The organism is Iodobacter arcticus (assembly GCF_042664895.1).
Taxonomy (GTDB): domain Bacteria; phylum Pseudomonadota; class Gammaproteobacteria; order Burkholderiales; family Chitinibacteraceae; genus Iodobacter; species Iodobacter arcticus.
On record NZ_JBHTBQ010000008.1, the window covers coordinates 74635 to 98571 of the forward strand.

Annotated in this window: 23 protein-coding genes; 18 read left to right on the forward strand and 5 right to left on the reverse strand. The window is 49.0% G+C overall.

The features are described 5' to 3' along the window. The 4 genes from ACFQNF_RS05260 (at window position 1) to ACFQNF_RS05275 (ending at window position 2920) form a co-directional block, all read left to right on the forward strand. Complete coding sequence (locus ACFQNF_RS05260; RefSeq protein ID WP_380186664.1) at window positions 1–927, forward strand: electron transfer flavoprotein subunit alpha/FixB family protein; 927 nt, start codon at window positions 1–3, stop codon at window positions 925–927. Window positions 928–1018: 91 nt separating this feature from the next. Further along, the gene (locus ACFQNF_RS05265; RefSeq protein ID WP_380186666.1) at window positions 1019–1795 is read left to right on the forward strand and encodes a ferredoxin--NADP reductase; all 777 of its coding nucleotides are present in this window, start codon (window positions 1019–1021) and stop codon (window positions 1793–1795) included. Window positions 1796–1921: 126 nt separating this feature from the next. After that, window positions 1922–2296: a MerR family transcriptional regulator gene (locus tag ACFQNF_RS05270; protein WP_380186667.1), complete on the forward strand. Its 375-nt coding sequence runs from the start codon at window positions 1922–1924 to the stop codon at window positions 2294–2296. 54 nt (window positions 2297–2350) lie between these two features. Continuing rightward, the gene (locus ACFQNF_RS05275; protein WP_380186669.1) at window positions 2351–2920 is read left to right on the forward strand and encodes an NAD(P)H-dependent oxidoreductase; all 570 of its coding nucleotides are present in this window, start codon (window positions 2351–2353) and stop codon (window positions 2918–2920) included. Window positions 2921–2926: 6 nt separating this feature from the next. Here ACFQNF_RS05275 and nhaR read toward each other — a convergent pair whose 3' ends face one another. Next, a complete protein-coding gene (gene nhaR, locus ACFQNF_RS05280) occupies window positions 2927–3859 on the reverse strand; it encodes a transcriptional activator NhaR (protein ID WP_380186671.1) in 933 nt (310 codons plus the stop codon). A 333-nt stretch (window positions 3860–4192) separates the two neighbouring features. On the opposite strand from nhaR, the gene ACFQNF_RS05285 reads away from it, so the two are divergent. The 11 genes from ACFQNF_RS05285 (at window position 4193) to ACFQNF_RS05335 (ending at window position 15758) form a co-directional block, all read left to right on the forward strand. Beyond that, window positions 4193–4318 carry a hypothetical protein gene (locus ACFQNF_RS05285; protein WP_380186673.1) on the forward strand — a complete coding sequence of 42 codons (126 nt, stop codon included), beginning with the start codon at window positions 4193–4195 and terminating at the stop codon, window positions 4316–4318. Between the two features lie 141 nt (window positions 4319–4459). Further along, window positions 4460–5386, forward strand: coding sequence for a TerC family protein (locus ACFQNF_RS05290; RefSeq protein WP_380186701.1), 927 nt, complete (start codon window positions 4460–4462; stop codon window positions 5384–5386). A 9-nt stretch (window positions 5387–5395) separates the two neighbouring features. After that, window positions 5396–6337 carry a sodium-dependent bicarbonate transport family permease gene (locus ACFQNF_RS05295; RefSeq protein WP_380186674.1) on the forward strand — a complete coding sequence of 314 codons (942 nt, stop codon included), beginning with the start codon at window positions 5396–5398 and terminating at the stop codon, window positions 6335–6337. Further along, window positions 6334–6645, forward strand: coding sequence for a P-II family nitrogen regulator (locus tag ACFQNF_RS05300; RefSeq protein ID WP_380186676.1), 312 nt, complete (start codon window positions 6334–6336; stop codon window positions 6643–6645). The genes ACFQNF_RS05295 and ACFQNF_RS05300 overlap by 4 nt, the downstream gene beginning before the upstream one ends. 47 nt (window positions 6646–6692) lie before the next feature. Next, complete coding sequence (locus ACFQNF_RS05305; RefSeq protein ID WP_380186703.1) at window positions 6693–7718, forward strand: AI-2E family transporter; 1026 nt, start codon at window positions 6693–6695, stop codon at window positions 7716–7718. Window positions 7719–7803: 85 nt separating this feature from the next. Next, the gene (locus tag ACFQNF_RS05310) at window positions 7804–9747 is read left to right on the forward strand and encodes a helicase-related protein (protein ID WP_380186678.1); all 1944 of its coding nucleotides are present in this window, start codon (window positions 7804–7806) and stop codon (window positions 9745–9747) included. Between the two features lie 351 nt (window positions 9748–10098). Further along, window positions 10099–11298: a hypothetical protein gene (locus ACFQNF_RS05315; protein ID WP_380186680.1), complete on the forward strand. Its 1200-nt coding sequence runs from the start codon at window positions 10099–10101 to the stop codon at window positions 11296–11298. Between the two features lie 204 nt (window positions 11299–11502). Continuing rightward, window positions 11503–13380 (forward strand): diguanylate cyclase domain-containing protein, encoded by a 1878-nt coding sequence (locus ACFQNF_RS05320; RefSeq protein WP_380186682.1) that lies wholly within the window; start codon window positions 11503–11505, stop codon window positions 13378–13380. A 23-nt stretch (window positions 13381–13403) separates the two neighbouring features. After that, window positions 13404–13892 carry a retropepsin-like aspartic protease family protein gene (locus ACFQNF_RS05325; protein WP_380186684.1) on the forward strand — a complete coding sequence of 163 codons (489 nt, stop codon included), beginning with the start codon at window positions 13404–13406 and terminating at the stop codon, window positions 13890–13892. A 158-nt stretch (window positions 13893–14050) separates the two neighbouring features. Next, window positions 14051–15175 (forward strand): MGDG synthase family glycosyltransferase, encoded by a 1125-nt coding sequence (locus ACFQNF_RS05330; protein ID WP_380186686.1) that lies wholly within the window; start codon window positions 14051–14053, stop codon window positions 15173–15175. Between the two features lie 31 nt (window positions 15176–15206). Further along, the gene (locus tag ACFQNF_RS05335; RefSeq protein WP_380186687.1) at window positions 15207–15758 is read left to right on the forward strand and encodes a dual specificity protein phosphatase family protein; all 552 of its coding nucleotides are present in this window, start codon (window positions 15207–15209) and stop codon (window positions 15756–15758) included. A 36-nt stretch (window positions 15759–15794) separates the two neighbouring features. On the opposite strand, the gene ACFQNF_RS05340 is transcribed toward ACFQNF_RS05335, so the two are convergent. Further along, window positions 15795–16682 carry a LysR family transcriptional regulator gene (locus tag ACFQNF_RS05340; protein ID WP_380186689.1) on the reverse strand — a complete coding sequence of 296 codons (888 nt, stop codon included), beginning with the start codon at window positions 16680–16682 and terminating at the stop codon, window positions 15795–15797. 93 nt (window positions 16683–16775) lie between these two features. Here ACFQNF_RS05340 and mdtH point away from each other — a divergent pair, with 93 nt between their 5' ends. Both mdtH and ACFQNF_RS05350 read left to right on the forward strand, forming a co-directional pair. Next, entirely contained in the window at window positions 16776–17990 is a 1215-nt protein-coding gene (gene mdtH / locus ACFQNF_RS05345; RefSeq protein ID WP_380186690.1) for a multidrug efflux MFS transporter MdtH, read from the forward strand. A gap of 306 nt (window positions 17991–18296) precedes the next feature. Next, window positions 18297–19607: a dicarboxylate/amino acid:cation symporter gene (locus ACFQNF_RS05350; protein WP_380186691.1), complete on the forward strand. Its 1311-nt coding sequence runs from the start codon at window positions 18297–18299 to the stop codon at window positions 19605–19607. Window positions 19608–19870: 263 nt separating this feature from the next. Here ACFQNF_RS05350 and ACFQNF_RS05355 read toward each other — a convergent pair whose 3' ends face one another. The 3 genes from ACFQNF_RS05355 to ACFQNF_RS05365 all read right to left on the reverse strand — a co-directional run bounded on the left by ACFQNF_RS05355 (window position 19871) and on the right by ACFQNF_RS05365 (window position 22816). Beyond that, window positions 19871–21238 (reverse strand): NAD(P)(+) transhydrogenase (Re/Si-specific) subunit beta, encoded by a 1368-nt coding sequence (locus ACFQNF_RS05355; RefSeq protein ID WP_380186692.1) that lies wholly within the window; start codon window positions 21236–21238, stop codon window positions 19871–19873. Beyond that, the gene (locus tag ACFQNF_RS05360; RefSeq protein WP_380186693.1) at window positions 21238–21585 is read right to left on the reverse strand and encodes a proton-translocating transhydrogenase family protein; all 348 of its coding nucleotides are present in this window, start codon (window positions 21583–21585) and stop codon (window positions 21238–21240) included. Before ACFQNF_RS05360 ends, ACFQNF_RS05355 begins: the two co-directional genes overlap by 1 nt. 64 nt (window positions 21586–21649) lie before the next feature. After that, on the reverse strand, window positions 21650–22816 hold the full coding sequence (locus ACFQNF_RS05365; protein WP_380186694.1) for a Re/Si-specific NAD(P)(+) transhydrogenase subunit alpha: 1167 nt from the start codon (window positions 22814–22816) through the stop codon (window positions 21650–21652). 471 nt (window positions 22817–23287) lie between these two features. On the opposite strand from ACFQNF_RS05365, the gene ACFQNF_RS05370 reads away from it, so the two are divergent. Then, complete coding sequence (locus tag ACFQNF_RS05370; RefSeq protein WP_380186696.1) at window positions 23288–23611, forward strand: DUF2325 domain-containing protein; 324 nt, start codon at window positions 23288–23290, stop codon at window positions 23609–23611. Window positions 23612–23937 lie beyond the last annotated feature (326 nt).

Consider the following 23937-nt stretch of genomic DNA (forward strand, 5'->3'; position numbering starts at 1 on the left):
ATGAGCGTATTGATTCTGGCCGAACACGACGGCAAGCAAATTAAAAAAGCCACTCGTCAGGCTGTAACGGCTGCGGCGGCATGGAATGCGCCTGTTCATCTGGTGGTGCTGGGGCACGGCCTGCAAGCGGTAACGGCAGAAGCCGCTGCTATTGCGGGTGTCAGCGAAGTGATTTGTGTAGATGCGCCGGCTCTGGCACACGCGCTGGCCGAAGATGTGGCTGCGCTGCTGCTTGATCTCGCACCAAAGTACCAAGTGATTTTAGCGCCGCATTCAGCCGCGGCAAAAAATGCCCTGCCCCGCGTGGCCGCGCTTCTTGATGTGGCGATGATTTCTGATGTGGTTCGTATCAGTGCCCCAGCGACGTATATCCGCCCAACTTACGCCGGTAGTGTGCTCACTACGGTAGAAAGTAGCGATGCGGTGCAAGTATTGACGGTGCGGGCAACTAGTTTTGATGCTGCAGGCAATGGCCCTGCTGTAAATATTGTGGATCACGCTGCACCTGCTGCACAAAGCCAAGCACGTTTCGTGTCAGCCACGCATACCGTGAGTGATCGCCCAGAGCTGGCTTCTGCTCGCGTAGTAGTAACCGGTGGTCGTCCGCTAGAAACACGTTTTGATGCGATTTTGAATCCGCTGGCCGCTAAGCTGGGTGCTGCCATTGGTGCAACGCGCGCCGCTGTGGATGCGGGCTATGCGCCGAATGATTTACAAGTTGGCCAGACCGGCACAGTGGTTGCGCCTGAGCTCTATATTGCCGCAGGTGTATCGGGTGCAGCCCAGCATTTAGCCGGTATGAAAGACAGCAAAGTGATTGTGGCGATTAATCTGGACCCTGATGCAGCGATTTTCCAAGTGGCTGATTTTGGTTTAGTTGCCGATCTATTCGAAGCCGTGCCCGCGCTGACTGCTGCGCTGGCTTAAAAAAATGTAGGGCGGGTGCAACCCGCCAGCGTATTGCTTATTTAAAAACGGCGGGTTTCAACCCGCCCTACGTTATATAAAAGAGAAAAACATGAGCGCTTTTGCTACCGAACACGTGTTATCGGTTCGCCACTGGAACGATTCGTTGTTCAGCTTTACCACTACACGCGATGATTCGCTGCGTTTTGAAAACGGCCAGTTTGTAATGATTGGCTTGGAAGTAAACGGCAAGCCGCTGATGCGCGCTTACTCGATTGCTAGCCCGAACTACTCCGAAACGCTCGAGTTTTTCAGTATTAAAGTGCAAGACGGCCCGCTGACTTCGCGTCTGCAACACTTGAAAGAAGGTGATCCCCTCTTGGTAAGCCGTAAGCCAACTGGCACCTTGGTGTTGAGCGATTTAAAGCCCGCCAAGAACCTCTATTACCTTTCAACAGGTACCGGTCTTGCGCCATTTATGAGCTTGATTCAAGACCCAGACGCTTACGAGCAGTACGAAAAAATCATTTTGGTGCACGGTGTACGTACCGTGAGCGAGCTGGCTTATGCCGATTTTATTGAAAAAGAGCTGCCACACAATGAGTTTTTTGGCGAAGCCGTCAGAGAGAAGCTGATTTACTACCCAACGGTGACGCGTGAGCCATTCCGTAACCAAGGTCGTTTAACTGATTTGTTTGAATCGGGTAAATTGGAACGCGATATCGGCCTGCCTCCGCTTAATCCAGAAACAGACCGCGCCATGCTTTGCGGCAGTCCAGCCATGCTGAAAGACACTTGCGCGCTACTCGATGCGCGTGGTTTCCAAGTCTCTAAGCGCATCGGCCAGCCTGGTGATTACGTGATTGAGCGTGCTTTTGTAGAGAAGTAAGCAGGATTTAAAGCAGAGATAAAATGGCCACATTGTGGCCATTTTTTTTGCAGCTTGCTGAGCGCGTTTTATGATTAGCCCGATATCATCAGCATCCTGTTGATTTATTTACCATGAGTAGCCCGTATGTATATTGGAGAGCTTGCTAAGTTGACGGGCGCATCGCCCAAGGCCATTCGCCACTATGAGACGCTGGGCTTGCTGGGTGCAGTGCAGCGCTCCGGGGCTTATCGAGTTTATGCTGATCGCGACGTGTTGTTGCTTCGTTTAATCAGGCAGGCGCAGGGGTTGGGGTTTAAGTTGTCTGAGCTGCATTTTTTAAAAAACACCCAAAGTCAGCCAGATTGGCAGCAATTGAAGCGATTACTAGCCAGTAAGCGGCTAAGCATTGCCAATGAAATAAAACATCTTGAGCAGCTGGATAGCCAGTTGGCGGCACTGAGCTTGGAAATCAGCGCCTGCCCGGAAGTACAGGCTAGCCTAGCAGCGTGTATTGCTTGACTCTGCCCCTGAGGGCAAGCTTTAGCATGTTCTTTTTTAGAAAAGGGCAGAGCAATGAAAATCTTAGTAATTCTTGGCCATCCCACAGCAGATAGTTTGTGCGGTGCTTTGGCCGAGGCCTATACACAGGCTGCGCTTCAGGCGGGCAAAGAGGTGCGGCAGATCAGTCTTGGTGATTTGCAATTTGATCCCGTGTTGCATCACGGCTATGCGCAGATTCAGCCACTGGAGCCTGATTTGCTGGCGGCGCAGCAAGCGCTACTTTGGGCTGAACATTTGGTGTTTGTTTACCCGATTTGGTGGGGAGCCATGCCAGCATTAATGAAAGGGTTTATCGATCGAACTTTCTTGTCGGGATTCGCTTTTAAGTATCGAGCTAATTCATCGCAATGGGATAAATTACTGGCAGGGCGTAGCGCGCATTTATGGGTGACGATGGATTCGCCACCTTGGTATTTTCGCTGGATTTACCGCATGCCTGGCCATCATCAGATGAAAAAAACTATTTTAGAGTTTAGCGGCGTTAAACCCGTGCGCATTTCTAGCTTTGGGCCTGTGCTGGGTTCGACCATTAAGCAGCGGGAACAATGGTTGGGCGAGGTGCGGCGTGCAGCTGCCGCCTAGGTTAAGTTATTTTTTTGCAAATACGGATTGCTTGGCGGCTTCGCTGACTGCCAGCACCGCCGGATGAGTGAGGCGCCTTTCTACTGAAATGGCGTAGTAATTTACGACTACAGACTTGATATGGCCGATTAGCTCGGCTCCTTGTTGCTTTTTGATCTCTTCTTCCATAATGGCTGGGGCAGGAAACACGCCTGCACCGGCTCTGCCAAATGCCTTCATCAGGGCGCTATCATCAAATTGCCCGACAATGCGTGGCTGCAGATCTTGCTCTTGAAACCAGCGCAGCAGTGGCGTTTGCACAGCTACTTTATCGCCTGGTAGTAGCAATGGTGCGCCATTGAGCGAGCGAGGGAACCCTTCACGATAACGGGCCGCAAGCTCTGGCACCGCGTAGAGGGCAATGCCGCATTGCCCAAGTGAGTGGTTATAGCCTTTGACGCCTAGCTCGGATGGCAATGGCTGATCGGCGATGACTAAATCTAATTTATGGATGGCGAGCTCAGCAAATAAGCGCTCCAGCTTGTCTTCATAGCAAATCAGCCGCACCGGTTCAGCCAAGGCGATGGCGGGGGCGAGTAGTTGATACGCGATGGATTTAGGTACGGCATCGGCCACACCGACTCGAAATGATTGCTCGGTGCTGCCTCTCTTGAGTGTTTGCTCCAGCTCGTTGCCAATTTGAAAAATCTCCCGCGCATGCTCATTGGCCATTTTTCCGGCGGAAGTCAGCTCTAAGCGCCTGCCGGTGCGGCGGAATAAATCAGTACCTAAGGATCGTTCTAATTCGGCTAGCTGGCCGCTAATGGTTTGCGGGGTAAGGTGAAGCTGTTCGGCAGCACGGGTAATGCTGCCTGCTTTAGCCACACTCCAGAAGTAATAAAGCTGCTTGTAGTTGAGCATAACGGCTTTTTCCATCAAGTTTTTACGATTAATACGCAAAGAATAATCTGTTTTTCTTTGTGTAAAAGCAAGGCTAGAATGACTAAGTTGTTTTCCTTTATTGTTTTTAAGGCAGCAGCATGGTCAGCACGGATACATCGGCCTTCAGCCTCAATAATTCATTATTGGCGGATGCTTGCTAAGAAATAGCCGTTCGCCAACCCGGAATTATGGTTGTCAGGAGGAAAGGTAAACGCGGTAAGCTTACAGCTTAGCCTATGTTTGGAATCGTGCTCGTCGCTGTAGGCCGTTGATGGACAAAGCGTAAATTTTACCGCTGGGCCTGAAGTTATGTTTGGCTGTGTGGGCTAAAGTTGCTTAGCATTGGCTTTTATGATGACAGCGCTGGAGCGCTTAAATAGCGAACGCTGGTTGCCTCTGCGGGAAAAAATCGTGGTGTTTGGTATTAAATGTAGTATCGGCTGCGGGCTAAGGCGTTTATTGATGTCGCATCCCTAGGTGAGCGTACCAGCCTGCTTAAACGTGGGTATTAAGTTGCAGTTAGGTGTGGTTTGAGTAAGGGCCTTCCGGCCTTTTTAATAATGTATTTTAAAGAGGAGTATCAATGTGGATGCAGCCATCTCAATAGGTGAGCCGTGGATGTGGGCCGCCTTTATAGGTTTTGTGCTGGTGATGCTTGCCCTTGATTTATTTGTTTTTGGCGGCAGCAAGGTACATAAAGTCAGCGTAAAAGAGGCCGCAAGCTGGTCTTTGGTGTGGATTAGCTTAGCCTTACTGTTTAATGCCGGCATGTGGTGGTATTTAAATGGCACGGTGGGTGCAGAAATTGCCGACCGTAAAGCATTAGAATTTTTTACCGGTTATTTGATTGAAAAATCGCTTTCTGTCGATAATGTCTTTGTCTTCTTGCTTATCTTTTCAGCCTTTAATGTGCCCGCTGAATATCAACGCCGCGTTTTGGTGTATGGGGTATTAGGCGCATTGATTATGCGGGCAGTGATGATTTTAGCTGGCGCATGGGTTGTGCAAGAATTTAGCTGGGTGCTGTATCTGTTTGGTGCATTCTTGGTGGTAACGGGTGTTCGTATGTTGTTTGTGGCAGAAGAAGAGCCAGATATGACTAAAAACCCTGTGCTTAGGATTGCGCGTAAATATCTGCGCGTTTCAGATGATCATCATGGCGAAAAATTCGTCGTAAAGAAAGACGGTGTACGCTACTTTACCCCCTTGTTTTTAGTGCTGATTCTGGTTGAAATCTCGGATGTCGTTTTTGCTGTGGATTCTATCCCGGCTATTTTTGCGATTACAACGGATCCGTTTATTGTCTTTACCTCTAATATTTTTGCCATTCTTGGTTTACGTGCTTTGTATTTCCTTTTGGCAGATATGGCCGATCGTTTCCACCTGCTGCAGTATGGTTTGGCGCTGGTACTCACATTTATCGGTACCAAGATGTTGATCATGCCTTGGTTCCATATGCCAATCGCTATTTCTTTGTCGGTGGTTGCAGTGCTCATCGCAGGCAGTGTAGTGGCTAGCCTTTATGTCACACGTAAGTCTGATTGAGTTAGTTAGATGATTGATGCGGTTGTCTTGTTTTTTTTGTTTGGTCTGGCGGCGGGCTTGCTGCGTTCAGAGTTGAAGCTGCCCGTTGCCTTGTATGAATCCCTTTCTGTTTTTCTACTTGTCGCCATTGGTTTGAAAGGTGGGCAAGGTCTTGCTTCTCAACCCCTTGCACCTTTATTGCCGCAGCTGCTGGCTGTGGTGGTGCTGGGGGTTTTGCTTACTTTGCTTGCGTTTATTATCTTGCAGTATATCGGCCGCTTTTCACGTGCCGATGCCTCTTCTATGGCGGCACACTACGGCTCGGTCAGCGTAGCGACTTTTGCCGTGGGGGTAAGCTGGCTTACGACGCGGGATATCGCTTTTGAATCGCAAATGACCATCTTTCTGGCGGTGATGGAGATTCCCGCCATTTTAGTCGGCATTGTGTTGATGCGTGGTGTGGGTAAGCAAACTCGCTGGGGTGAGCTGGTACATGAAGCCCTGCTTGGCAAAGGCGTGATCTTGCTGCTGGGAGGGATGCTGATTGGCTGGATCGCTGGTCCGGACGGCTTGGCTTCGATAAAGCCTTTATTTTTTGATTTATTTAAAGGAGTGTTGGCGCTGTTTTTATTGGAAATGGGGCTGATTGTGAGTCATCAGGTCGACGAGCTTAAAAAACGGGGCCTGTTTATATTGTCTTTTGCGATATTGATGCCTCTTTTGGGCGCTGTGCTGGGTGCCGGATGCGGCGTTCTGCTGGGCTTGTCTCTGGGGGGCGTCACCTTGCTGGCAACGCTGGCCGCAAGTGCTTCGTATATTGCCGTTCCTGCTACGATGCGGCTTGCAATTCCTGAAGCGAATCCGGTTGTTTCTTTGGCGGCCGTGCTGGGCGTTACATTTCCTTTTAATATTTTGATTGGTATTCCTTTGTACCATCGATTGGCCAGTTATTTTATCGGAGTCTTCGGATGAGTTTGAATACCCAGGCACGTACCCTGTTGACGGTGATTACAGAGGCAGCAATAGAGCAAGTGTTGGTGCGTGATTTAGATCGGCTTGGCGTGCGTGGCTATACCATCTCGGATGCCCGTGGCCGTGGCAGCCACGGGGTGAGGGAAGGGGCTTGGACAAAGTCTGCAAATATTCGGATTGAAATGGTTTTTCCGCGGGCTGTGGCTGAATCGACGTTACTGCACCTGCAAGCCACATATTTTGCAAATTACGCCATGGTAGCTTTTTTGCAGGATGTTGAGGTTTTACGCTCGGATAAGTTTGAATGATGCGCGAGCTCACTACCCACCCATTGGCAAAGCGTGTATTGCTTGTGATGTTTCTGGGTGTACTTGGGCTGGCGGTATCTGTTGTATTAACGCCTTTTATTATCCCAATATTGTGGGCGTGTATTTTAGGTTTTTCAACGTGGCCTGTATACCTTTGGCTGTTAATGAAAACGGGAAAAAGGCAGACGGCCTCTGCTTTGCTGCTGGCGTTACTGATGTCGGCTTTGGTGGTGTTTCCTGTCATTTGGCTGTTGTTTTTACTTAGGGTAGAAAGTAGCCCTTTTATTGATCTACTCACAGCAGAGCTTGGGTCGGGGCGTATCAGGCCTCCTGCATTTATAGCTAAGTTGCCGATTTTTGGGGCTGAGCTAAGCGAATCGCTCGGTGCTTTATTGGCAGAGCCGGCACAAATTAGCATTGAGCTTAAAAATCATTTACGCCAGCTAGATGCCTATGCTTTTGCTTTGCTGGGCGGCATTGGAAAAAACATGGTTAAAATGGTTTTTGCCTTGTTTACGCTGTTCTTTGTGTATTTGCATGGAGACAGTGTGGCACGGCAAATCCGTACAATCTGTATTTCTTTATTGGGTGAGCGGGCTGGCGGGTATTTAAAAACGGTTGCATTAACCACGCGGGCGGTGGTTTACGGCATCGTGCTGACGGCGCTGATTCAAGGCGCTGTGGCGGGTTTGGGCTATTGGGCTGCAGGCTTGTCTGCCCCCGTTACTTTGGCTGCGGTGACGGTTTTATTGGCCATGGTGCCTTTTGGAACGCCGCTGGTGTGGGGGGCGGCAGGTTTGTGGCTGCTCTTTACGGGGCAAACTGCAGCAGGAATAGGCTTGCTGATTTGGGGCCTCATGGTTGTTTCCTGGGTTGATAATATTGTCCGGCCTTTGGTATTGTCTGAGGTCGTGGATATTCCGTTTGTTTTGGCGCTGTTTGGCGTGCTCGGCGGCTTGGCTGCTTTTGGTCTGGTCGGTCTGTTTTTAGGTCCCGTGATATTAGCGGTTGCTCTGGCGGTGTGGCGAGAATGGCTGGATGATGAAGTGGTCTCTGCCAAGTCGCCCCAGTAATCTGTTTTCATCGGCATTGAAGGGGCTACTGTATACTTCTGACTAAGGCGTTCAGCCATTTTTGACCTTGAATACAGTAGACCCTATGACCGACTCTCTTAGTGATGCTCCAGAACTTTCTTTAATTCATGATTATTTGCAAACGCATCACGCTACGCTGGTCACGACCGATGGTTGCTACGCCGTTTCTGTGCAGGGTGAACTTGTTATACATGGTTTGCATATTCCCTATCATCTGGTGCCGGATGAAGGCTTTTTAGGTAAAAGCAGCAAGTGGCGCAAGCTTGACAGCGCAGCGCGTTTTGCCATGCTTAAAGCGCGCTGGAATGACGAGGCTCGTGCCAAATTAGAAGCGCAGCTTTTGCTCTGCGCTGAACAAGTACTGGTGATTGCCCGCGATTTTGATCTCGACCCCACCGCAACGCTGACGGCGTTTCAGGCTAAATACGAGCTGGCACGGTTCCGCTGCCAGCTGGCGCTGGATCGGATCGACGCGCTAAAAGGCGGCAAGGCGGCTACACGTCAGGCAGACAAAACCCATAATGCAGTGAATTTATCGCTGTATCCCGAATCGTTTACCGTGGCGCAAGCCATGCCAAGGCATTTTATTGCCATTCTTGGCCCGACCAATTCGGGTAAAACCCATGCGGCCATGCAGCATTTGATGAAAGCCAAATCTGGCGTGTATTTAGCCCCGCTGCGTTTATTGGCTTTAGAAAATTACCGTCGATTAACGGATGCCGGTGTGGCGGTCAGCCTGATTACCGGCGAGCAAAGAAAGCTGCACCCCGAGGCCACCCATGTGGCCAGCACGGTAGAAATGCTCAACCCTAATCGGGTGATTGAAGTCGCTGTGATCGACGAAATCCAACTTTTAGAAGATCAAGACCGAGGCGCGGCTTGGACGGCAGCGGTGTGTGGCGTGCCAGCCAGTACCGTGTATTTGCTTGGCGCGCTGGAAGCACAGCCCGCGATTGAATCCTTGGTCAAGCGGGTGGGCGGCACATTAGAGGTGCGAAAACTACAGCGCATGTCGCCGCTGGAAATGGAGAAAAAACCGCTAGGTTCTTTATCTAATTTGCAGGCGGGTGATGTGCTGATTGCGTTTTCGCGCCGCGAAGTATTGAACTGGCGCGATCAGGCGATTGAGCAGGGCTTTAAAGTGTCGGCAATTTACGGCAATTTATCCCCCGAAGTGCGCCAAGCGCAGGCCGAGCGATTTATCGATGGCACCACTAAAATTGTCGTGGGCACCGACGCCATCGGCATGGGTCTTAATACGCCCGCCAGACGGATTATTTTTACCACGGCCAATAAATGGGATGGCTACGCCGAAGGCACGATTGCCGCCTCGCTGGCTAAGCAAATTGCTGGGCGGGCAGGGCGTTTTGGCGAGCATGAAGCAGGCTTTGTAGCTGGGCTGGACGCGAAAACACACCAGGTGATTGCCGCATTATTGAAGCAGGCAGCGGAGCCATTGCCAAGTACCGGCTTCTTTGTGTCCCCAAATCTGGATTATCTACAGCAAATTTCTGGTGCAACCGGCGAGACCAAATTACAGCCTTTGCTAGAGCTATTTGCCAAGCATATTAATGTGCATGATGAATTCTTCTTGCCTGCCAATTTAAGCGAGCAAATCGAAAAAGCCCGCTGGTTGGATACGCTGACTCTGCCGCTTACCGATCGCTTTGTATTTAGCCTTTGCCCTATTTCCACCAAATTTGCCATGCTGGAGTCGGCGTTTAAAGACTGGACGCAAGCCCGTGCCAAGTGTCGTGCCGTGCCACTCTTACGTATGGATGGCATGGGCGGGCGTAATGAATTGCAATACTTGGAAGACACTTGCAAGCTGTATTCCGCCTATGCATGGCTAGGCTTCAGAATGCCAGATACCTTCCCAAGTGGCGAAATGGCCGAGTCCTTAATGCAATCGACTTCCGAGCAAATCGATAAGTTACTGCAAAAGCAAAATACCAGTCGTAAGCCAGCGGCGGTAGGTAAGGCACGGCGGGGTGCTTGGGGTAAGTAAACATCGTAGGGTGAGTGAAACCCAATCCTGTCAACTTAGCGAGACAAAGCTTGATTTTTATAGGGTGTGCAAGTCGTTTTTCTTGCGCACCGCTCTTTGCGCTCCGACTGCGTCGTTGTACACCCTATAAACACCGATTCACACAAGGAAATAAGCTTAAGTTGACAGGATTGGGGTGAAAACGGCTAGACTTTGGCATGAAATGCTAGAAAATGGCGGGTTGCACCCGCCCTACGTTGATTCAATGCTTGTCATTGATTTCTCAGTGATGCAGCTAGCCTCTTCTTCTTTACCCCCTGCCTATTCTCGACTAGAACTAGGAGCAATCCCTGTTCTTGAGTCGAGGTCTTTATGCGTGCCATTTCTCTTTGTTTATTGGGCTGTGTGGGTATGACTTTTGCGGCTACACCGCCAAAGTCGACACCGCCTGTGGCTCAGGTTTGGATTGATTTAGCGACTTATTCTGGCTCGATGATGCCAGCAGGCATGGGCTCTGTGGGTGGTCTGCTTGGGGGTATGTTTGGCGCAAGCAAGGGCGCAAATAGCTTTGGAAATACTCAAGGCGCTTTGGCAGGGCGCTGGATGGATGTCACGCTTTCCACCCGCAAGAATCCTAGCTTGCAAGGGGGCGTGCAAAAAGTACCGCAGGGTAGCCAGCTTGCGCCGCAGCTGAGTTTGTTTAGCCCGCAAGAAGGCAAGCCTGTGCCGCTGACTGAATCAGAGGAGGAGACCCCTGCGCCTGAATTTCAGCGTCCTAAGGGCAAAGTGTTGCTCTATTGGGGCTGTGGCAGCGAGGTGAGAAAAGGCCAGCCGCGTGTGCTGGATATGGCCACAGCCGATATGGCCGACTTTGCTAGGGTATTTCAAAGCCGCCGAGCCACAACGCGCGGCACGCATAGCAGTCCAGGTCGCCCGATCTGGCCCAATAAAAGCGATAGCCGTATGATTCCCGATGGCGCGTCCCTGCAAGGCGAGCATGAATTGAGCGGCGATGGTGTGCCAGAAGGCTTTAAATTTAATCTGGATGCCCAGCACGATTTAATGCCCGCAATTGATTTAAAGCAGCGAGATGAAGGGCTGGCGGTGGTGTTTAATTGGCAGACCATGCCGCAGGCTAGGGCGTGGTTTATGGCCAGTATGAGTATGAAGAATCAAGATGAAATGGTGTTTTGGACTTCTAGCGAGCTGCCCGATGCGGGCTTTGGTCTGCTCGATTACCAGCCTAATGCCGCGATAGATCGCTGGCTTAAAGAAAAAGTATTACTTCCCGCCCAAAGCACAGAATGCAAAGCCCCCAAAGAAGCATTAGGACAAGGCATGTTGCGGCTAATTGCTTACGGTGATGAGCTCAATCTTGCTTATCCTCCCCGCCCTAAAGATCCCAAAGCCGTGTGGAATCCACAGTGGGCGGCAAAAATCCGGCTAAAATCAATGGCGACCAGCATGGTGGGCATGCTAGGGATGGAGCAAGCCCCCGGCGAGCGGCCGCCACAGGACAAGCCAAAGTCACCGGATGCGGTGGATTTATTAAAAGGGATTTTTGGTTTGTGATGGATGGTTTGCCTGCATCTGAGTGAGCAGGTCATTGGGCTAATGGCTGTGTTTAGTACGATGAAATAATCTTCTGCCCTAGTGATTCTATCTTGTCAAGTAAGAACAAAGACAGAAATTTGTGTGAAGTTTTGTTATATTTACACTAATTACCTGTCTATAGAGTGTTGAACTTATGTTTTCTAAAATGTGTAGTCACTAAGAATGCTTAAAGTCTTCATACTCATTGTTTGTTTATTTGGTCTGATTTCTGGTAGCCAGGCGAGGGGCCCTTCCTCGTCGTTTATTTTGCATCGTCAAAGTAGTGCCGAATATATCAATTCAAATATTGAATACTTTATTGATACTTCAGGAAAAATGAAGCTGGATGATGTGCGTAACCACGCGGAGTTTGTCTCTGCGGGGGGGCGTAATGTGCTGGCGCAGATTCGTCACCCGGTTTGGTTTCGTATTCAGCTGCAGCTTAGCCACGATGCGCCAAAACGCTGGTGGTTGGATTACCAGACATTTAGCCCTGTTGAGTTATTGTTTTATGCGCCGGATAAAAATGGTCAATATATAGAACATATTTCAAGAAAATATGAGCCTTTTTCGATTCGCCCTTTATCTGGTCGGCCATTTTTTTACCCTATTGAATTTAATCAATATCAAAGCATGGTGATCTATTGGCGCTCAACTGTGCATAGTGCTTTTGTTTTTCCTGTAAAAATCTGGCAGCAAGAGCAATGGATTGATTTAACTTTGAGCGAGTATCTTTTTTATGGCATATTGCTTGGAATTATGTTGGGTTTGTCTTTTTATAATTTGCTTATTTATTTAAGATTAAAAGATAAAATGTTTTTATTGTATTTTTTAGCCATATTGAGTTATATGTTTTATGCAATAAATGTGAGTGGCCTTGATTTGAATATTTTATGGACGAGTGAGTTTTACCGCTATAAAGGGTTGTCTTCATGTATTAGTGCGACTGCGGGTATTTTTTCTATATTATTTGCTATTTCTTTGTTGGGTGATTCAGTAAGAAGAAAATGGTTTAATTGTGTTTTGTATGGTGTTGTTATTGTCTATTTATTTGTATTTTTTTTGGTGTTTATTCACAAATATTCCTGGGCTGAGCTGTTAACTCAATGGGCGGGGGCTGTATGGCTGCCTCTGGTCTTGGCGATGTCTGCGTATCTTAGCTATCTGGGCTCGGTATGGGCCAGATATTATTTACTGGGTGAAGGGCCTACGCTGATTGGTAGTGCTTTATTGGTATTGCTGACTCAGGGCATTATTGAAGCTAATCGTTTTAATATGATATTTTATTTTATAGCGGGGGCATGGAGCGCTATTTTATTTTCTCAGGCTTTAGCTGAAAAAGTAAATAGCCTTAAAAAATCCGCAACAGCTGCGCTCAATATGGCGGTTGCAGAAAAAACGGCGCGTTTACAAGAGGCCGAATTATATCGTGCTACTTTGGAAGAAAAAGTAAATCAAAGAACAAAAGAGCTATCGCTTGAAATATTAAAACATCAGCAAACATTTGAGCAGTTACGGGCCAGCCAAAGCAAGCTTGAAGAAATGGCGTATAGCGATGCCTTAACAGGCTTGCCTAACCGGCGAATGTTTCAAAAACGCTTATTGCACGTGTTTGGCAAAGCCCAGCAGCAGGGGGGCGAGTTTGCCTTGGCACTCATTGATTTAGATCATTTTAAGCGAATCAACGATAGTATGGGCCATGGTGCAGGGGATCAGCTTTTGCAAATCGTGGCTCTACGTTTAATGGATACTTTGCGCCAGTGCGATACGGTGGCGCGCTTGGGTGGGGATGAGTTTGCCATGATCTTTGCCGGGCCTATTAGCCGAGGTGATGCAATTAGCATTTGTCAGCGTCTTTTACAGGGTTTTGATGAGCCTGTGCTGATTGACGGGCAGCAAGTTAAAACGGGGATGAGCATTGGTCTGGCTTGGTTTCCTGAAAACGGATCAAATATAGATGAGGTGATCGCTGCCGCAGATGCCGCTTTGTATCAGGCCAAAGCCGCAGGTCGGCATACGCTTAGCTATATGGGCGATGTGCTTGATTTAAATAATCATTAAATCGTATGTGAATAAGGGAAGGTATGCGTTCGACGTTGTCTATTGTTTTAGTGTGGCTATTGGTGGCAGGTGGTATTTATTGGGGATTTAATGCTTTTTTAGCGTATCAATACAACCCCAATACACGGACATCGCTGAGCTCAGGGCAGGGGCAGCAACTTATTTTGAAGCGCTCCAGAGACGGGCATTTTCGTTTAAATGGCCGCATAAACGGCCAGCCTGTGGTGTTGCTTATTGATACAGGTGCAACAATGATGACTTTAGGCGCACCGCTGGCAGAGCGCTTGCAGCTTAAGGAAGGCCAGCCTTTTATGTCGCAAACAGCAAATGGCGTGGTGCAGGGTTATCAGTCTAAGCTTGAGCAGTTTTCATTTGGGCCTTTTGAGTTTAATCAGGTGACCGTAGGCGTAGTGCCGCAGCTGGGTGATGAAATATTACTCGGTATGAATGTGATTAAGCGCTTTGAGGTAACGTTAAAAGACGATCAGATGATCCTTAAAATGAATCACTGATTGGCCTAGCCTGAGCGAGTTTTTAGATTGTAAAAAAATGATACACATGGTTTTTATTTAATTTTACTTTTTGTATAGAGTGTAGTGATTATTCGCAGCAGTACTTTTAAAGTGCTATGCTCGTTATTCTGTTTTTTTAATCAGTGTTTCTTAAACCTATGCAAAAAATATTATTACTGAGTGTTTCTGCTGGTGCCGGGCATGTGCGTGCGGCTGAGGCCATTCGCGCTTATGCAAATATCGGCGATGCCCATCTGGAAGTGCTGCATTTAGATGTGATGCAATATGTAACGGCAGGGTTTAGAAAAATATATACCGATTTTTATATTAAATTGGTGAATAAAGCCCCTGCGCTATGGGGGTATTTATATAACTCTAGCAATGATGCTCAGGCTGACAGCTCAATAGAAAAATTACGGCAAAAACTAGAGCGGATGAATGCGCGTGCACTATTAAAAGAAATCACTGCATTTAAACCGGATGCCATTATTTGCACTCACTTTTTGCCCGCCGAGATTTTATCCAGACAGCTCAAAAAAGAAGTATTAAATTGCCCTGTGTGGGTGCAGGTGACTGATTTTGATTTGCACCGAATGTGGGTACACGAGGGGATGGCAGGGTATTTTGCTGCAAATGATGAGGTGGCTTTCCGCATGCAGGCGCAAGGCATTGCAGCTGAAAAAATTAGTGTAACAGGCATACCCATTATGCCAAGTTTTACTGCGGTAGCCAGCCGCGAGCAATGCGCTGCCGAGTTTGGCTTAGATGGCAAACGCACGACCATTTTATTAATGGGCGGCGGCGCAGGCTTGGGCAGCTTGGATGCGATTGCGGCAAGGTTATTGGCAATGGAAGGAGATTTTCAGCTGATCGCGATGGCGGGTAAAAATGAGGCGGCTTTGGCGGCATTGCAGGCATTGTCTCTGCGCTATCCGGGCCGCGTTTTACCACAAGGCTTTACAGATAAAGTAGAGCGGTTGATGGCATGTGTGGATTTGGTAGTGACTAAGCCCGGTGGCCTGACTACTTCTGAATGCCTGGCGATGGGGTTGCCGATGATTGTGAATGCGCCGATTCCGGGGCAGGAAGAGCGTAATGCGGATTTCTTACTAGAGCAAGGTGTGGCCCTGAAGGCATTTGATGCGGTGACTTTGGAATATCGGATTCGGTATTTATTAGACAACCCTAGCAAACTTGCTGAAATGAGCATAAAAGCGCGCGCTTTGGGCCGACCTGCCGCAGGCCAGCAGGTGCTTGATACGGTGCTGAGCCAACACCCATAAATTTTATTTTTCTGTTAAGAAAGGCTGAGTAATGTTCAATGTGGTATTTAAATTATTGATGGTGATGTTATTGGCTTTGCCTGCCTATGCTGCTGAGCCGGCACGTAAAGCCGAGTGGGCGACGCCTATTGAGCATTCGGTCAATTTATTTAGGGTAACACCCGAGTTTTATCGCAGCGCCCAGCTGGATGTTAAAGATGTGGCTCTGATTCAGTCTTTAGGCGTAAAAACGGTGGTGAGTTTGCGGGCTTTTCATTCGGATCAAAAAATCTTAAAAAATACAAGTCTGAAATCTGTTCGAGTGCCGATGAATACCTGGGATATTGAAGATAAAGACGTGATTGCCGCTTTACGTGCAATAAAACAGGCTGAGGCGCCTGTTTTATTGCATTGCCTGCATGGTGCTGATCGTACCGGTTTGATTTCGGCCATATACCGCATTCTTTATCAGGGCTGGAGCAAAGAGCAGGCTTTGGATGAATTAATGAATGGGGCTTATGGCTATCATTCAATGTGGACCAATATTCCAAAGTATTTAAACGCCGTAGATATAGAAAAAATACGTGTTGCTGTTGAAAAATAACAGCGGGGCCTGCGCGGTCTAGGTTAATTTAGCGGCTTAGGCCCAATCTGCCGCCATCGCCCTGACCGTATCAATCACCAACTGCTTGCTTACATCTGCACGCTTGCCGCTGCGCCAAGCCATCATCACTTCCCACTCCCAAAGCGGCAAATCGCTGATGTTTAGCTTAATCAGCCGCCCTTCGCGTAAATCCCGTTTTACGGCCACTTCGGGCATAAAAGTTAAAAAGCCATGTTCCATCGCCATTTCCCGAGCGGCGCTGGCGGGCTGAATGGCGTGAATGGGCTCGCTTACGCTACGTAAGCTGCGTAGCTGGCTAATCAGCTGATCACAGGCATCACCCCAAAACTGTGGCGCCAATTGCTCGTTGGCAATATCGGCCAGCGTTAGCAGCTCTGCTTTGGCAAGTGAGTGGCGTTTATGCACTACGGCAATAATCGGCGATCGCCAGATGCGCTCCATTTGAATCCCTGCTACGGCGGGACATTTGATGATAAAGCCCAGCTGCGCCTTAGCGCTGAGCAGGTTTTCCATAATGGTTTGTGAGTGATCGGTGCTGCAGCGGATTTCCATTGGTGCCTTGGCAAGTGCTACCAAGATAGGGCCAAACACTACGGAAGCTAAAGAGGGCATGCAGGCGAGTGTCATTCTGGGCAGGGCGGGTGCGCCCTGGATGGCTGTTTTGCCTGCTTCCAGCGCGGCCAGTGCTTCTTGTACAGCGGGCAAAAAAGACAGGCAGGCCGCGGTAGGAATCGCGCCTCGGCGGTGGCGTTGAAATAATTGCGCGCCAATATCGGCTTCGAGCAAGCTGACGCGTTGGCTGACTTGGGGCTGAGACCAGCTGCGCCTTGCTGCTGCCTGACTAAAGCTGCCACAGGCCACAATATCGATCAGCAATTGCAAATCATCAATATTCAGAGCCATAAGTAAAATCCATATTAAATATTAGCAGTTCACGGCTTCTATAATAACTGGCCACAGTTGAGAATATGCATTAATCATGAAAGGAGATGCAAAATGGCTGGGGCAGAGCGGGCAAGGCGGCTGGGGCGGCGTTTTATTATGCTGGACAATATGTTGGTTGTTTGCGGTTTTTTTCTGGTTTTTCCACTGATTAGCCTGCATTTTGTCGATCAGTTGGGTTGGGCCGCTGCGGCAGTGGGGCTGGCTTTGGGGATAAGGCAATTGTCGCAGCAGGGCTTGGGCCTGTTAGGCGGTTCTTTAGCGGATCGCTTTGGAGCCAAGCCATTAATTGTGTCTGGCATGTTGCTGCGCGCCGCTGGCTTTGCGGTGATGGGGCTGGCGACTCATCCTAGTATTTTGGTTTTTTCCTGTGTTTTATCAGGTCTTGGCGGCACCTTGTTTGATCCGCCAAGGAGTGCACTGATTATTAAGCTGACTCGCCCGCATGAGCGCAATCGTTTTTATTCGCTACTGATGATGCAAGAGAGTGCCGCAGCTATGGTGGGGGCTTTGTTTGGATCGTGGTTGCTGGTTTTTGATTTTTACTGGGTGGCGATGGGGGGGGCTGCGGTATTTGTTCTGGCTGCTCTGGTCAACGCGGTACTTTTGCCTGCTTATCGCGTGGCGGCCAAACGCACGGCAGCATTAACGGCGATTCGTGTGGTTTTGGTGGATAAACCTTTTCTCTTGTTTGTGTTTACCTTGAGCGGCTATTACGTGCTCTGTGTACAGATTATGTTGCTGCTGCCGGTGGTGATAAAGCAGTTAGCAGGCACTGCGCAAGCCGTGGGCTGGATGTATACCCTCGATGCTATGCTTGCACTGTGCTTACTTTACCCTCTGGCCCGTTTAGGGGAGCGCTACTTTAGTTTGCAAGTGCGGGTATTGGCAGGCATTACCTTGATGACGGTCAGTATGGCCGCAATGGCCTTGGTCACTGGGGTTGTGGGTGCTTTTGTGGTACTGGCGTTTTTCTATCTGGGCACTTTAATTACAGAGCCTGCTAGAGAAGCCTTGCTAGCCAGCTATGCGCAGCCAAAAGCACGTGCCAGTTATATGGGCATGGGGCGTATGGGGCTGGCTGTAGGTGGGCTGTTTGGCTATACCGGCGGTGGTTTTTTGCTGGATCATGCACGTAGCTTAAATATGCCGAGCTTGCCTTGGCTGGTGTTGGCTCTGATTGGGAGCGCAACGCTTCTGGGGCTATTTAAGCAATTTTTTCCTTCACATAAAATGCTTTGGCACTGGCTAAAAGCCCAGTCTATATAAGTGTTTTGGCGGCATGCTTCAGTAGGATTGAATCGCCTGAAACGGCCGCTTAACTTCTCTCTATGTAAATATTGCACATGCGTACAAGTAAGACTTGCGGTGTAATGGCGTGAAATTTAAGGCGCATGGTGAGAATGAGAACGTTTCACCGATTAAAAATAGAAAATTAAGTAAGTTTCAGATCTAAATGGGGTCGCTCGTTTCTACCTCTTCAAAAGGGTGGAGGTATCAAACCATGAGTTTTATATGCTTTCGTGGTGGTCCGTTTTTGTACTGGTTTACTTAGTAAGAATACAGAGAGCTTTCATGCAGTCTAAAAATTTAACCTTGTTTATTATCCTCGCCATGGTGCTGGGGATTATCTGTGGCTATACCGTGAATCAATATGCGGATAATTCCGCTTCCCTTGCTTCCTTTGCCTCTTATATATCGCTGCTTAGCGATATTTTTCTGCGTCTGATCAAAATGATTATTGCGCCACTGGTGTTTTCAACACTGGTGGTCGGCATTGCCAGAATGGGCGATAGCGGTGCAATTGGCCGGATTGGTTTAAAAACCATGGGCTGGTTTATGTTTATGTCGCTTACATCATTAGTGTTGGGTTTGGTAATGGTCACGCTGCTGGAGCCGGGTGTTGGGCTGAATCTAGCCTTGCCAGCGGTTGGCACCGAAAGCGGCATCGCAAAAGGGGCGATGAATTTAAAAGACTTTTTGCATCATGCTTTCCCAACCAGCATTTTTGATGCAATGGCTAAGAATGAAATTCTGCAAATCGTGGTGTTCTCTCTGTTCTTTGGTGTAGCAGGCGCGGCTTTGGGCGAGCGGGCCACGCCTTTGATTGACGTGATTGATGCGGTTGCGCATGTCATGCTTAAAATCACCACCTACATCATGAATTTTGCACCCGTAGCGGTTTTTGCCGCGATGGCGGCCGTGATTGCCAAAGAAGGGATTGAAGTATTGGCGGTGTATGGCAAATTTGTGGCCGGTTTTTACGCAAGTATTTTTGTGCTGTGGTGCGTGATTACTTTACTGGGCTTTGTATTTTTAAAAACGCGTGTGTTTGGCTTATTACGCCGCATTCGCGGTGCCATTTTGCTGGCTTTTACCACGGCGAGCAGCGAAGCGGCTTACCCGCAAACCCTTGAGCAGCTGGAAAAATTTGGTTGTAATAAGAAAATATCCAGCTTTGTATTGCCGATTGGTTACTCGTTTAACCTTGATGGTTCGATGATGTATTGCACCTTTGCCACGCTGTTTATTGCTCAGGCTTACGGTATTGAGCTAACACTGATGCAAAAAGTGATGATGTTGCTGATTTTGATGCTGACATCAAAAGGCATGGCCGGCGTACCACGTGCATCTTTGGTGGTGATTGCCGCAACCCTATCGCAGTTTAATATCCCTGAAGCGGGCCTCTTGCTGATTTTGGGTGTGGATCACTTCCTAGATATGGGCCGCTCTGCCACCAATGTACTCGGCAATGCCGTGGCCACCGGTGTGGTGTGCAAATGGGAAAACGAGTTGGGTGCGGAGCAAGATGTCTTGCCGGAGGAGTTAGAGTCTGAAGTTGTGGCTCAGCCCGCTCCCATTTTGGATAAACCTGTGACGGTTTGATGGTTTGATCGTTACAAAAAAAATGGCCCAGAGGATTTCTGGGCCATTTTTATTTGCTGCTCAGCTTGCCTTGATAGAGAGCTAAACCTTGAATCCTCGATGACATAGAGAGCACAGACCCTAGCAGAGCGCTGGATTCCCGGCAGAAACACTCGGGAATGACGATCTTTGTGAGGTTTTCTCTGTGGCACTCTGTGGTTCAAGGTTTGGCCAACGAAGCTTAAAGCTGAAAATTGCGAAGTATTTCAATACCTCGCAATCGCTTAATGCACCGCCTGCAACATCTGCTCAACGACCTTTTTAGCGTCGCCAAACACCATCATGGTTCTGTCCATATAGAACAGATCGTTATCTAGCCCGGCGTAGCCTGCATTCATTGAGCGTTTAACCACCATCACTGTTTTGGCTTTATAGGCTTCTAAAATCGGCATGCCATAAATCGGGCTGCTTGGATCATTTTTAGCCGCAGGGTTGACCACGTCATTTGCGCCAATAATCAGTACCACATCGGCAGTGGAAAACTCGCTGTTGATTTCCTCCATTTCCACCACTTTGTCGTAAGGTACTTCGGCTTCGGCCAGTAGCACATTCATATGCCCCGGCATGCGACCCGCCACAGGGTGAATGGCATAGCGAACATCCACGCCGCGTGCGGTTAGTAAATCACTCAGCTCTTGCAAGGCATGCTGGGCACGAGAAACCGCCAAACCATAACCTGGCACGATGATGACTTTTTCCGCGTTTCCCATCAGGAACGCGGCATCATCCGCGCTGCCGGTGCGATAGTTTTTTTGCGCTGAGCCCGCTGGCCCGCTGACTACCACCGCCGCACCAAAGCCACCTAAAAGCACCGAGATAATCGAGCGATTCATGGCTTTACACATGATGTAGGATAAAATCGCCCCCGATGCGCCAACGCAGGCCCCAGCAATAATCAGTACCGGATTATTCAGCGTAAAACCAATCCCCGCTGCCGCCCAGCCTGAATAGGAATTGAGCATCGACACCACCACCGGCATATCTGCGCCACCAATGGGAATAATCAGCAGTACGCCCAGTGCGAGTGCAATGCCGACCATGATTAAGAAAGCTGATTGGCTATCTGCGACCACATACATCGCACCGAACCCCAGCATGGCAAGGGCGAGTAGCAGATTTAAGCCATGCTGGCCTTTAAAGTTAATCGCTCTTGCGCCAAATTTGCCCGATAGCTTGCCGTAGGCAATGACCGAGGCGCTAAAGGTGATCGCACCAATAAATGCGCCAATAAATAACTCGATTTTTTGAATGCTGCTGTGGCCGACGCCCAGATGGAAAATTGCCGCAACAGCAATCAGTACGGCAGATAAGCCGACTAAAGAGTGCATGGCTGCAACCAGCTCGGGCATGGCGGTCATGGCAACGGTACGGGCTTTGTAAGCGCCGACTACAGCACCGGCCGACATGGCGGCTAAGATCAGCCAAATCACCGGCTTATCGGCCACAAAAAATGAGGTGACGATGGCAATGGCCATGCCGAGCATGCCGAATAAATTACCGCGTCTGGCCGACATTGGCGATGACAAGCCTTTGAGCGACAAAATAAATAGCACGGCAGAAATCAAATACAGAATAGAAGTGAAGTTTTGCATTATTTAGCCTTCCTTCTAAACATCGCCAACATGCGCTGCGTGACTAAAAAGCCGCCAAAGATATTAATACTGGCCAGAAAAATTGCCGCCGCACCCAAGACACTGGTCACGCTGATGCTCTGCGCATTGATATCCACCACTTGCAGCATGGCCCCGACGACGATAATGCCGCTAATGGCATTGGTCACCGCCATCAGCGGGGTGTGTAAGGCTGGGGTCACATTCCAAACAACGTGGTAGCCCACAAAAATAGCCAGAATAAAAATAGTTAGGCTGCCAATAAAAGGATCAGCCGCCAGCGCGTGGCTGCTTGCTTCTGCAACGGCAGAGGCAGATTCAATAAACATCGCGTACTCCTTAAGTCATTTGTAGGGCGGGTGAAACCCGCCGCAGTGCTAGCTAGGATTTACATCAAGCGGCTTGAGCCTGAGTCACGTTGTGTGCGGGCGCAGGCGCTTTGCCAAAGAGGGGCTCGCCCTGATGGCTAACCAGCGTGGCTTTGATGATTTCGTCATCCATATGCGGCGCATAAGCGCCCTCTGCATCTTGCAAAAGGCTGAGGAAAGTCAGCATATTGCGGGCATACAGCGCGGACGCATCGGCCGCCAGCAAGCTAGCCAGATTGCCGTGGCCCACAATAATCACGCCGTTTTCGCTATGCACCACCTCGCCACTCTTGGATAAGGGGCAGTTGCCGCCACTATCTACGGCCAGATCGATAATCACCGAGCCTGCTTTCATGCCGAGTACGGTGCTTGCGGGGATCAATACCGGCGCGGCTTTACCTGGGATTTGTGCGGTGCTGATGATGATGTCGGCAAGGCGGGATTGTTGATCAATCAGCGCGCTTTGGCGCAGTTTGTAGTCTTCCGACATTTCGCGGGCATAACCGCCAGCCGTTTCTGCGGCAGCTTTTTCAGCGTCATTTAACGGCACTTCAATAAACTTGCCGCCTAAGGATTCCACCTGTTCACGGGTGGCAGGGCGCACATCGAAGACTTCCACAATCGCCCCGAGCCGTTTGGCCGTTGCAATCGCTTGTAAGCCAGCCACACCCGCTCCCAAAATCAACACGCGCGCGGGTTTCACCGTGCCAGCAGCGGTCATCAGCATCGGCATAAAGCGTGGATAGTATTGCGTGGCCAGTAGCACCGCTCGATACCCCGCAATATTGGCTTGGGACGATAAAACATCCATAGACTGGGCGCGGGTAATTCGCGGCACCAGCTCCAAGGCGTAAGCACTGATGTTTTTGCTGCTTAGCACATCTAAATGAGCGTAGCGATGAATATCAAATAGGGCGACAAGCGCAGCATGATCAGGCAGTTGCGCGAGTTCATGTGCTTCTGGTGCACGAACTTTAAGAATAAGTTGGGCGCCTTGGTAAAGCGCCTCTGGGTGCGGTGCGATTTCTGCGCCAGCCTCGGTATAGGCGGCATCGCTAATGGCGGCGTGTAAGCCAGCCTTACTTTCTACTCTGACTGTATGCCCGGCTTTGATCAGTTTTTTTATCGTCTCCGGCGTGGCAGCGACCCGGAATTCCCCAGGATAAGCTTCGGCGGGAATGGCAATCAGCATGTCTGTTTCCTCATGGTTATAGATGGGGCAATAGGCAAACAATGGAGGCTTATGTCGGGCTTAGTGTTGGTCTGTGTCAATAACACCGCTTTTGATCTTATCGCAGTGCAACATTAATTTATCGGGTTGGATGATGAATTACTTTGAAGGTGTTGTATTTAGCGTGAAAACAGCTTAATAACCCCTCATTTTAATAAGTTGTTTACCTTATGTTTACAACGAAGGTAACCCAATTTTTGAGCATTTTCTTGTTTGGAATGGCTAATTTTCAAATGATTGTATGAAATAAATTATCTTTATTTAGATGATTTATTTAGATTTTTTTAAAGAGCACGGCAGTCTATAACCTTGGATTGGAGCAAGTACTATGGAAGGGTTAATTGCTTACATGTAGCTTGTAATAAAAATGCTATTGATAATCATTATCAACTGTAGGAGAATGAATTTATTCACTCACCTAGGGTATTAATCATGAACGCATATTTAGTTGGCGCAGATGTACTGGGCAATATTCCTGATCTTTTATCGAGCTATGGCATTAAGGTGCATAAACACGTTTCAGGCCGTAATGCAGCACATCAGCGTAAACCAGCCAGCTTAAAAGGCGCTGATCTGCTGATCTTGTTTACTGATTTTTTAAGCCACAATGTGATGCGCGCCTATCGCGATCTGGCCCACGAAGAAAATGTGCGCTTTGTAGCCTGCCGCCGTTCTGTCTGTGCTCTAAGTCAATCGCTGGATAAAATAGAGTGTACGAGGCTATGCGATGCTTGCCCGAATAGGAAGACACACTAAAAGACGTGTGTCTAGCCGCTCCAATAAGAGCGCCAGATCGCTGCTGGCGCCCGATCGCCTGTTGCGGTATGCATTACCCGTTATCGAAATACGGGTAAGTGGTTTAACTTACATGTCGCCATGCTACGCATAATCATGGAGTGCGTAAGCGCAAAGCGTGGTGTAATGTTGTGGCTTCAGTCATCCGTGGGTTGTTGCTATGAGCGCCACAGATTTACTCGCTTCTTTTGCCGCCGCTTTTAATCAAGATCAGCGTCTTGTTTCTCTCCAATTAGGTGATGGTGCGGCTTGGGGCGAGCAGCTATTACCTCAGCATGTGACGGGCA

Bases quoted from the DNA above. Each gene is read 5' to 3' on its own strand.
- ACFQNF_RS05370 (WP_380186696.1), top strand. From the start codon at position 23,288: ATGAACGCATATTTAGTTGGCGCAGATGTACTGGGCAATATTCCTGAT.
- ACFQNF_RS05285 (WP_380186673.1), top strand. From the start codon at position 4,193: ATGATGACAGCGCTGGAGCGCTTAAATAGCGAACGCTGGTTGCCTCTG.
- ACFQNF_RS05260 (WP_380186664.1), top strand. From the start codon at position 1: ATGAGCGTATTGATTCTGGCCGAACACGACGGCAAGCAAATTAAAAAA.
- ACFQNF_RS05265 (WP_380186666.1), top strand. From the start codon at position 1,019: ATGAGCGCTTTTGCTACCGAACACGTGTTATCGGTTCGCCACTGGAAC.
- ACFQNF_RS05305 (WP_380186703.1), top strand. From the start codon at position 6,693: ATGTTTCTGGGTGTACTTGGGCTGGCGGTATCTGTTGTATTAACGCCT.
- ACFQNF_RS05315 (WP_380186680.1), top strand. From the start codon at position 10,099: ATGCGTGCCATTTCTCTTTGTTTATTGGGCTGTGTGGGTATGACTTTT.
- ACFQNF_RS05330 (WP_380186686.1), top strand. From the start codon at position 14,051: ATGCAAAAAATATTATTACTGAGTGTTTCTGCTGGTGCCGGGCATGTG.
- ACFQNF_RS05310 (WP_380186678.1), top strand. From the start codon at position 7,804: ATGACCGACTCTCTTAGTGATGCTCCAGAACTTTCTTTAATTCATGAT.
- ACFQNF_RS05355 (WP_380186692.1), bottom strand. From the start codon at position 21,238: ATGCAAAACTTCACTTCTATTCTGTATTTGATTTCTGCCGTGCTATTT.
- ACFQNF_RS05320 (WP_380186682.1), top strand. From the start codon at position 11,503: ATGCTTAAAGTCTTCATACTCATTGTTTGTTTATTTGGTCTGATTTCT.
- ACFQNF_RS05340 (WP_380186689.1), bottom strand. From the start codon at position 16,682: ATGGCTCTGAATATTGATGATTTGCAATTGCTGATCGATATTGTGGCC.
- ACFQNF_RS05295 (WP_380186674.1), top strand. From the start codon at position 5,396: ATGATTGATGCGGTTGTCTTGTTTTTTTTGTTTGGTCTGGCGGCGGGC.
- ACFQNF_RS05275 (WP_380186669.1), top strand. From the start codon at position 2,351: ATGAAAATCTTAGTAATTCTTGGCCATCCCACAGCAGATAGTTTGTGC.
- ACFQNF_RS05300 (WP_380186676.1), top strand. From the start codon at position 6,334: ATGAGTTTGAATACCCAGGCACGTACCCTGTTGACGGTGATTACAGAG.
- ACFQNF_RS05325 (WP_380186684.1), top strand. From the start codon at position 13,404: ATGCGTTCGACGTTGTCTATTGTTTTAGTGTGGCTATTGGTGGCAGGT.
- ACFQNF_RS05350 (WP_380186691.1), top strand. From the start codon at position 18,297: ATGCAGTCTAAAAATTTAACCTTGTTTATTATCCTCGCCATGGTGCTG.
- mdtH (WP_380186690.1), top strand. From the start codon at position 16,776: ATGGCTGGGGCAGAGCGGGCAAGGCGGCTGGGGCGGCGTTTTATTATG.
- ACFQNF_RS05270 (WP_380186667.1), top strand. From the start codon at position 1,922: ATGTATATTGGAGAGCTTGCTAAGTTGACGGGCGCATCGCCCAAGGCC.
- ACFQNF_RS05360 (WP_380186693.1), bottom strand. From the start codon at position 21,585: ATGTTTATTGAATCTGCCTCTGCCGTTGCAGAAGCAAGCAGCCACGCG.
- ACFQNF_RS05365 (WP_380186694.1), bottom strand. From the start codon at position 22,816: ATGCTGATTGCCATTCCCGCCGAAGCTTATCCTGGGGAATTCCGGGTC.
- ACFQNF_RS05335 (WP_380186687.1), top strand. From the start codon at position 15,207: ATGTTCAATGTGGTATTTAAATTATTGATGGTGATGTTATTGGCTTTG.
- ACFQNF_RS05290 (WP_380186701.1), top strand. From the start codon at position 4,460: ATGTGGGCCGCCTTTATAGGTTTTGTGCTGGTGATGCTTGCCCTTGAT.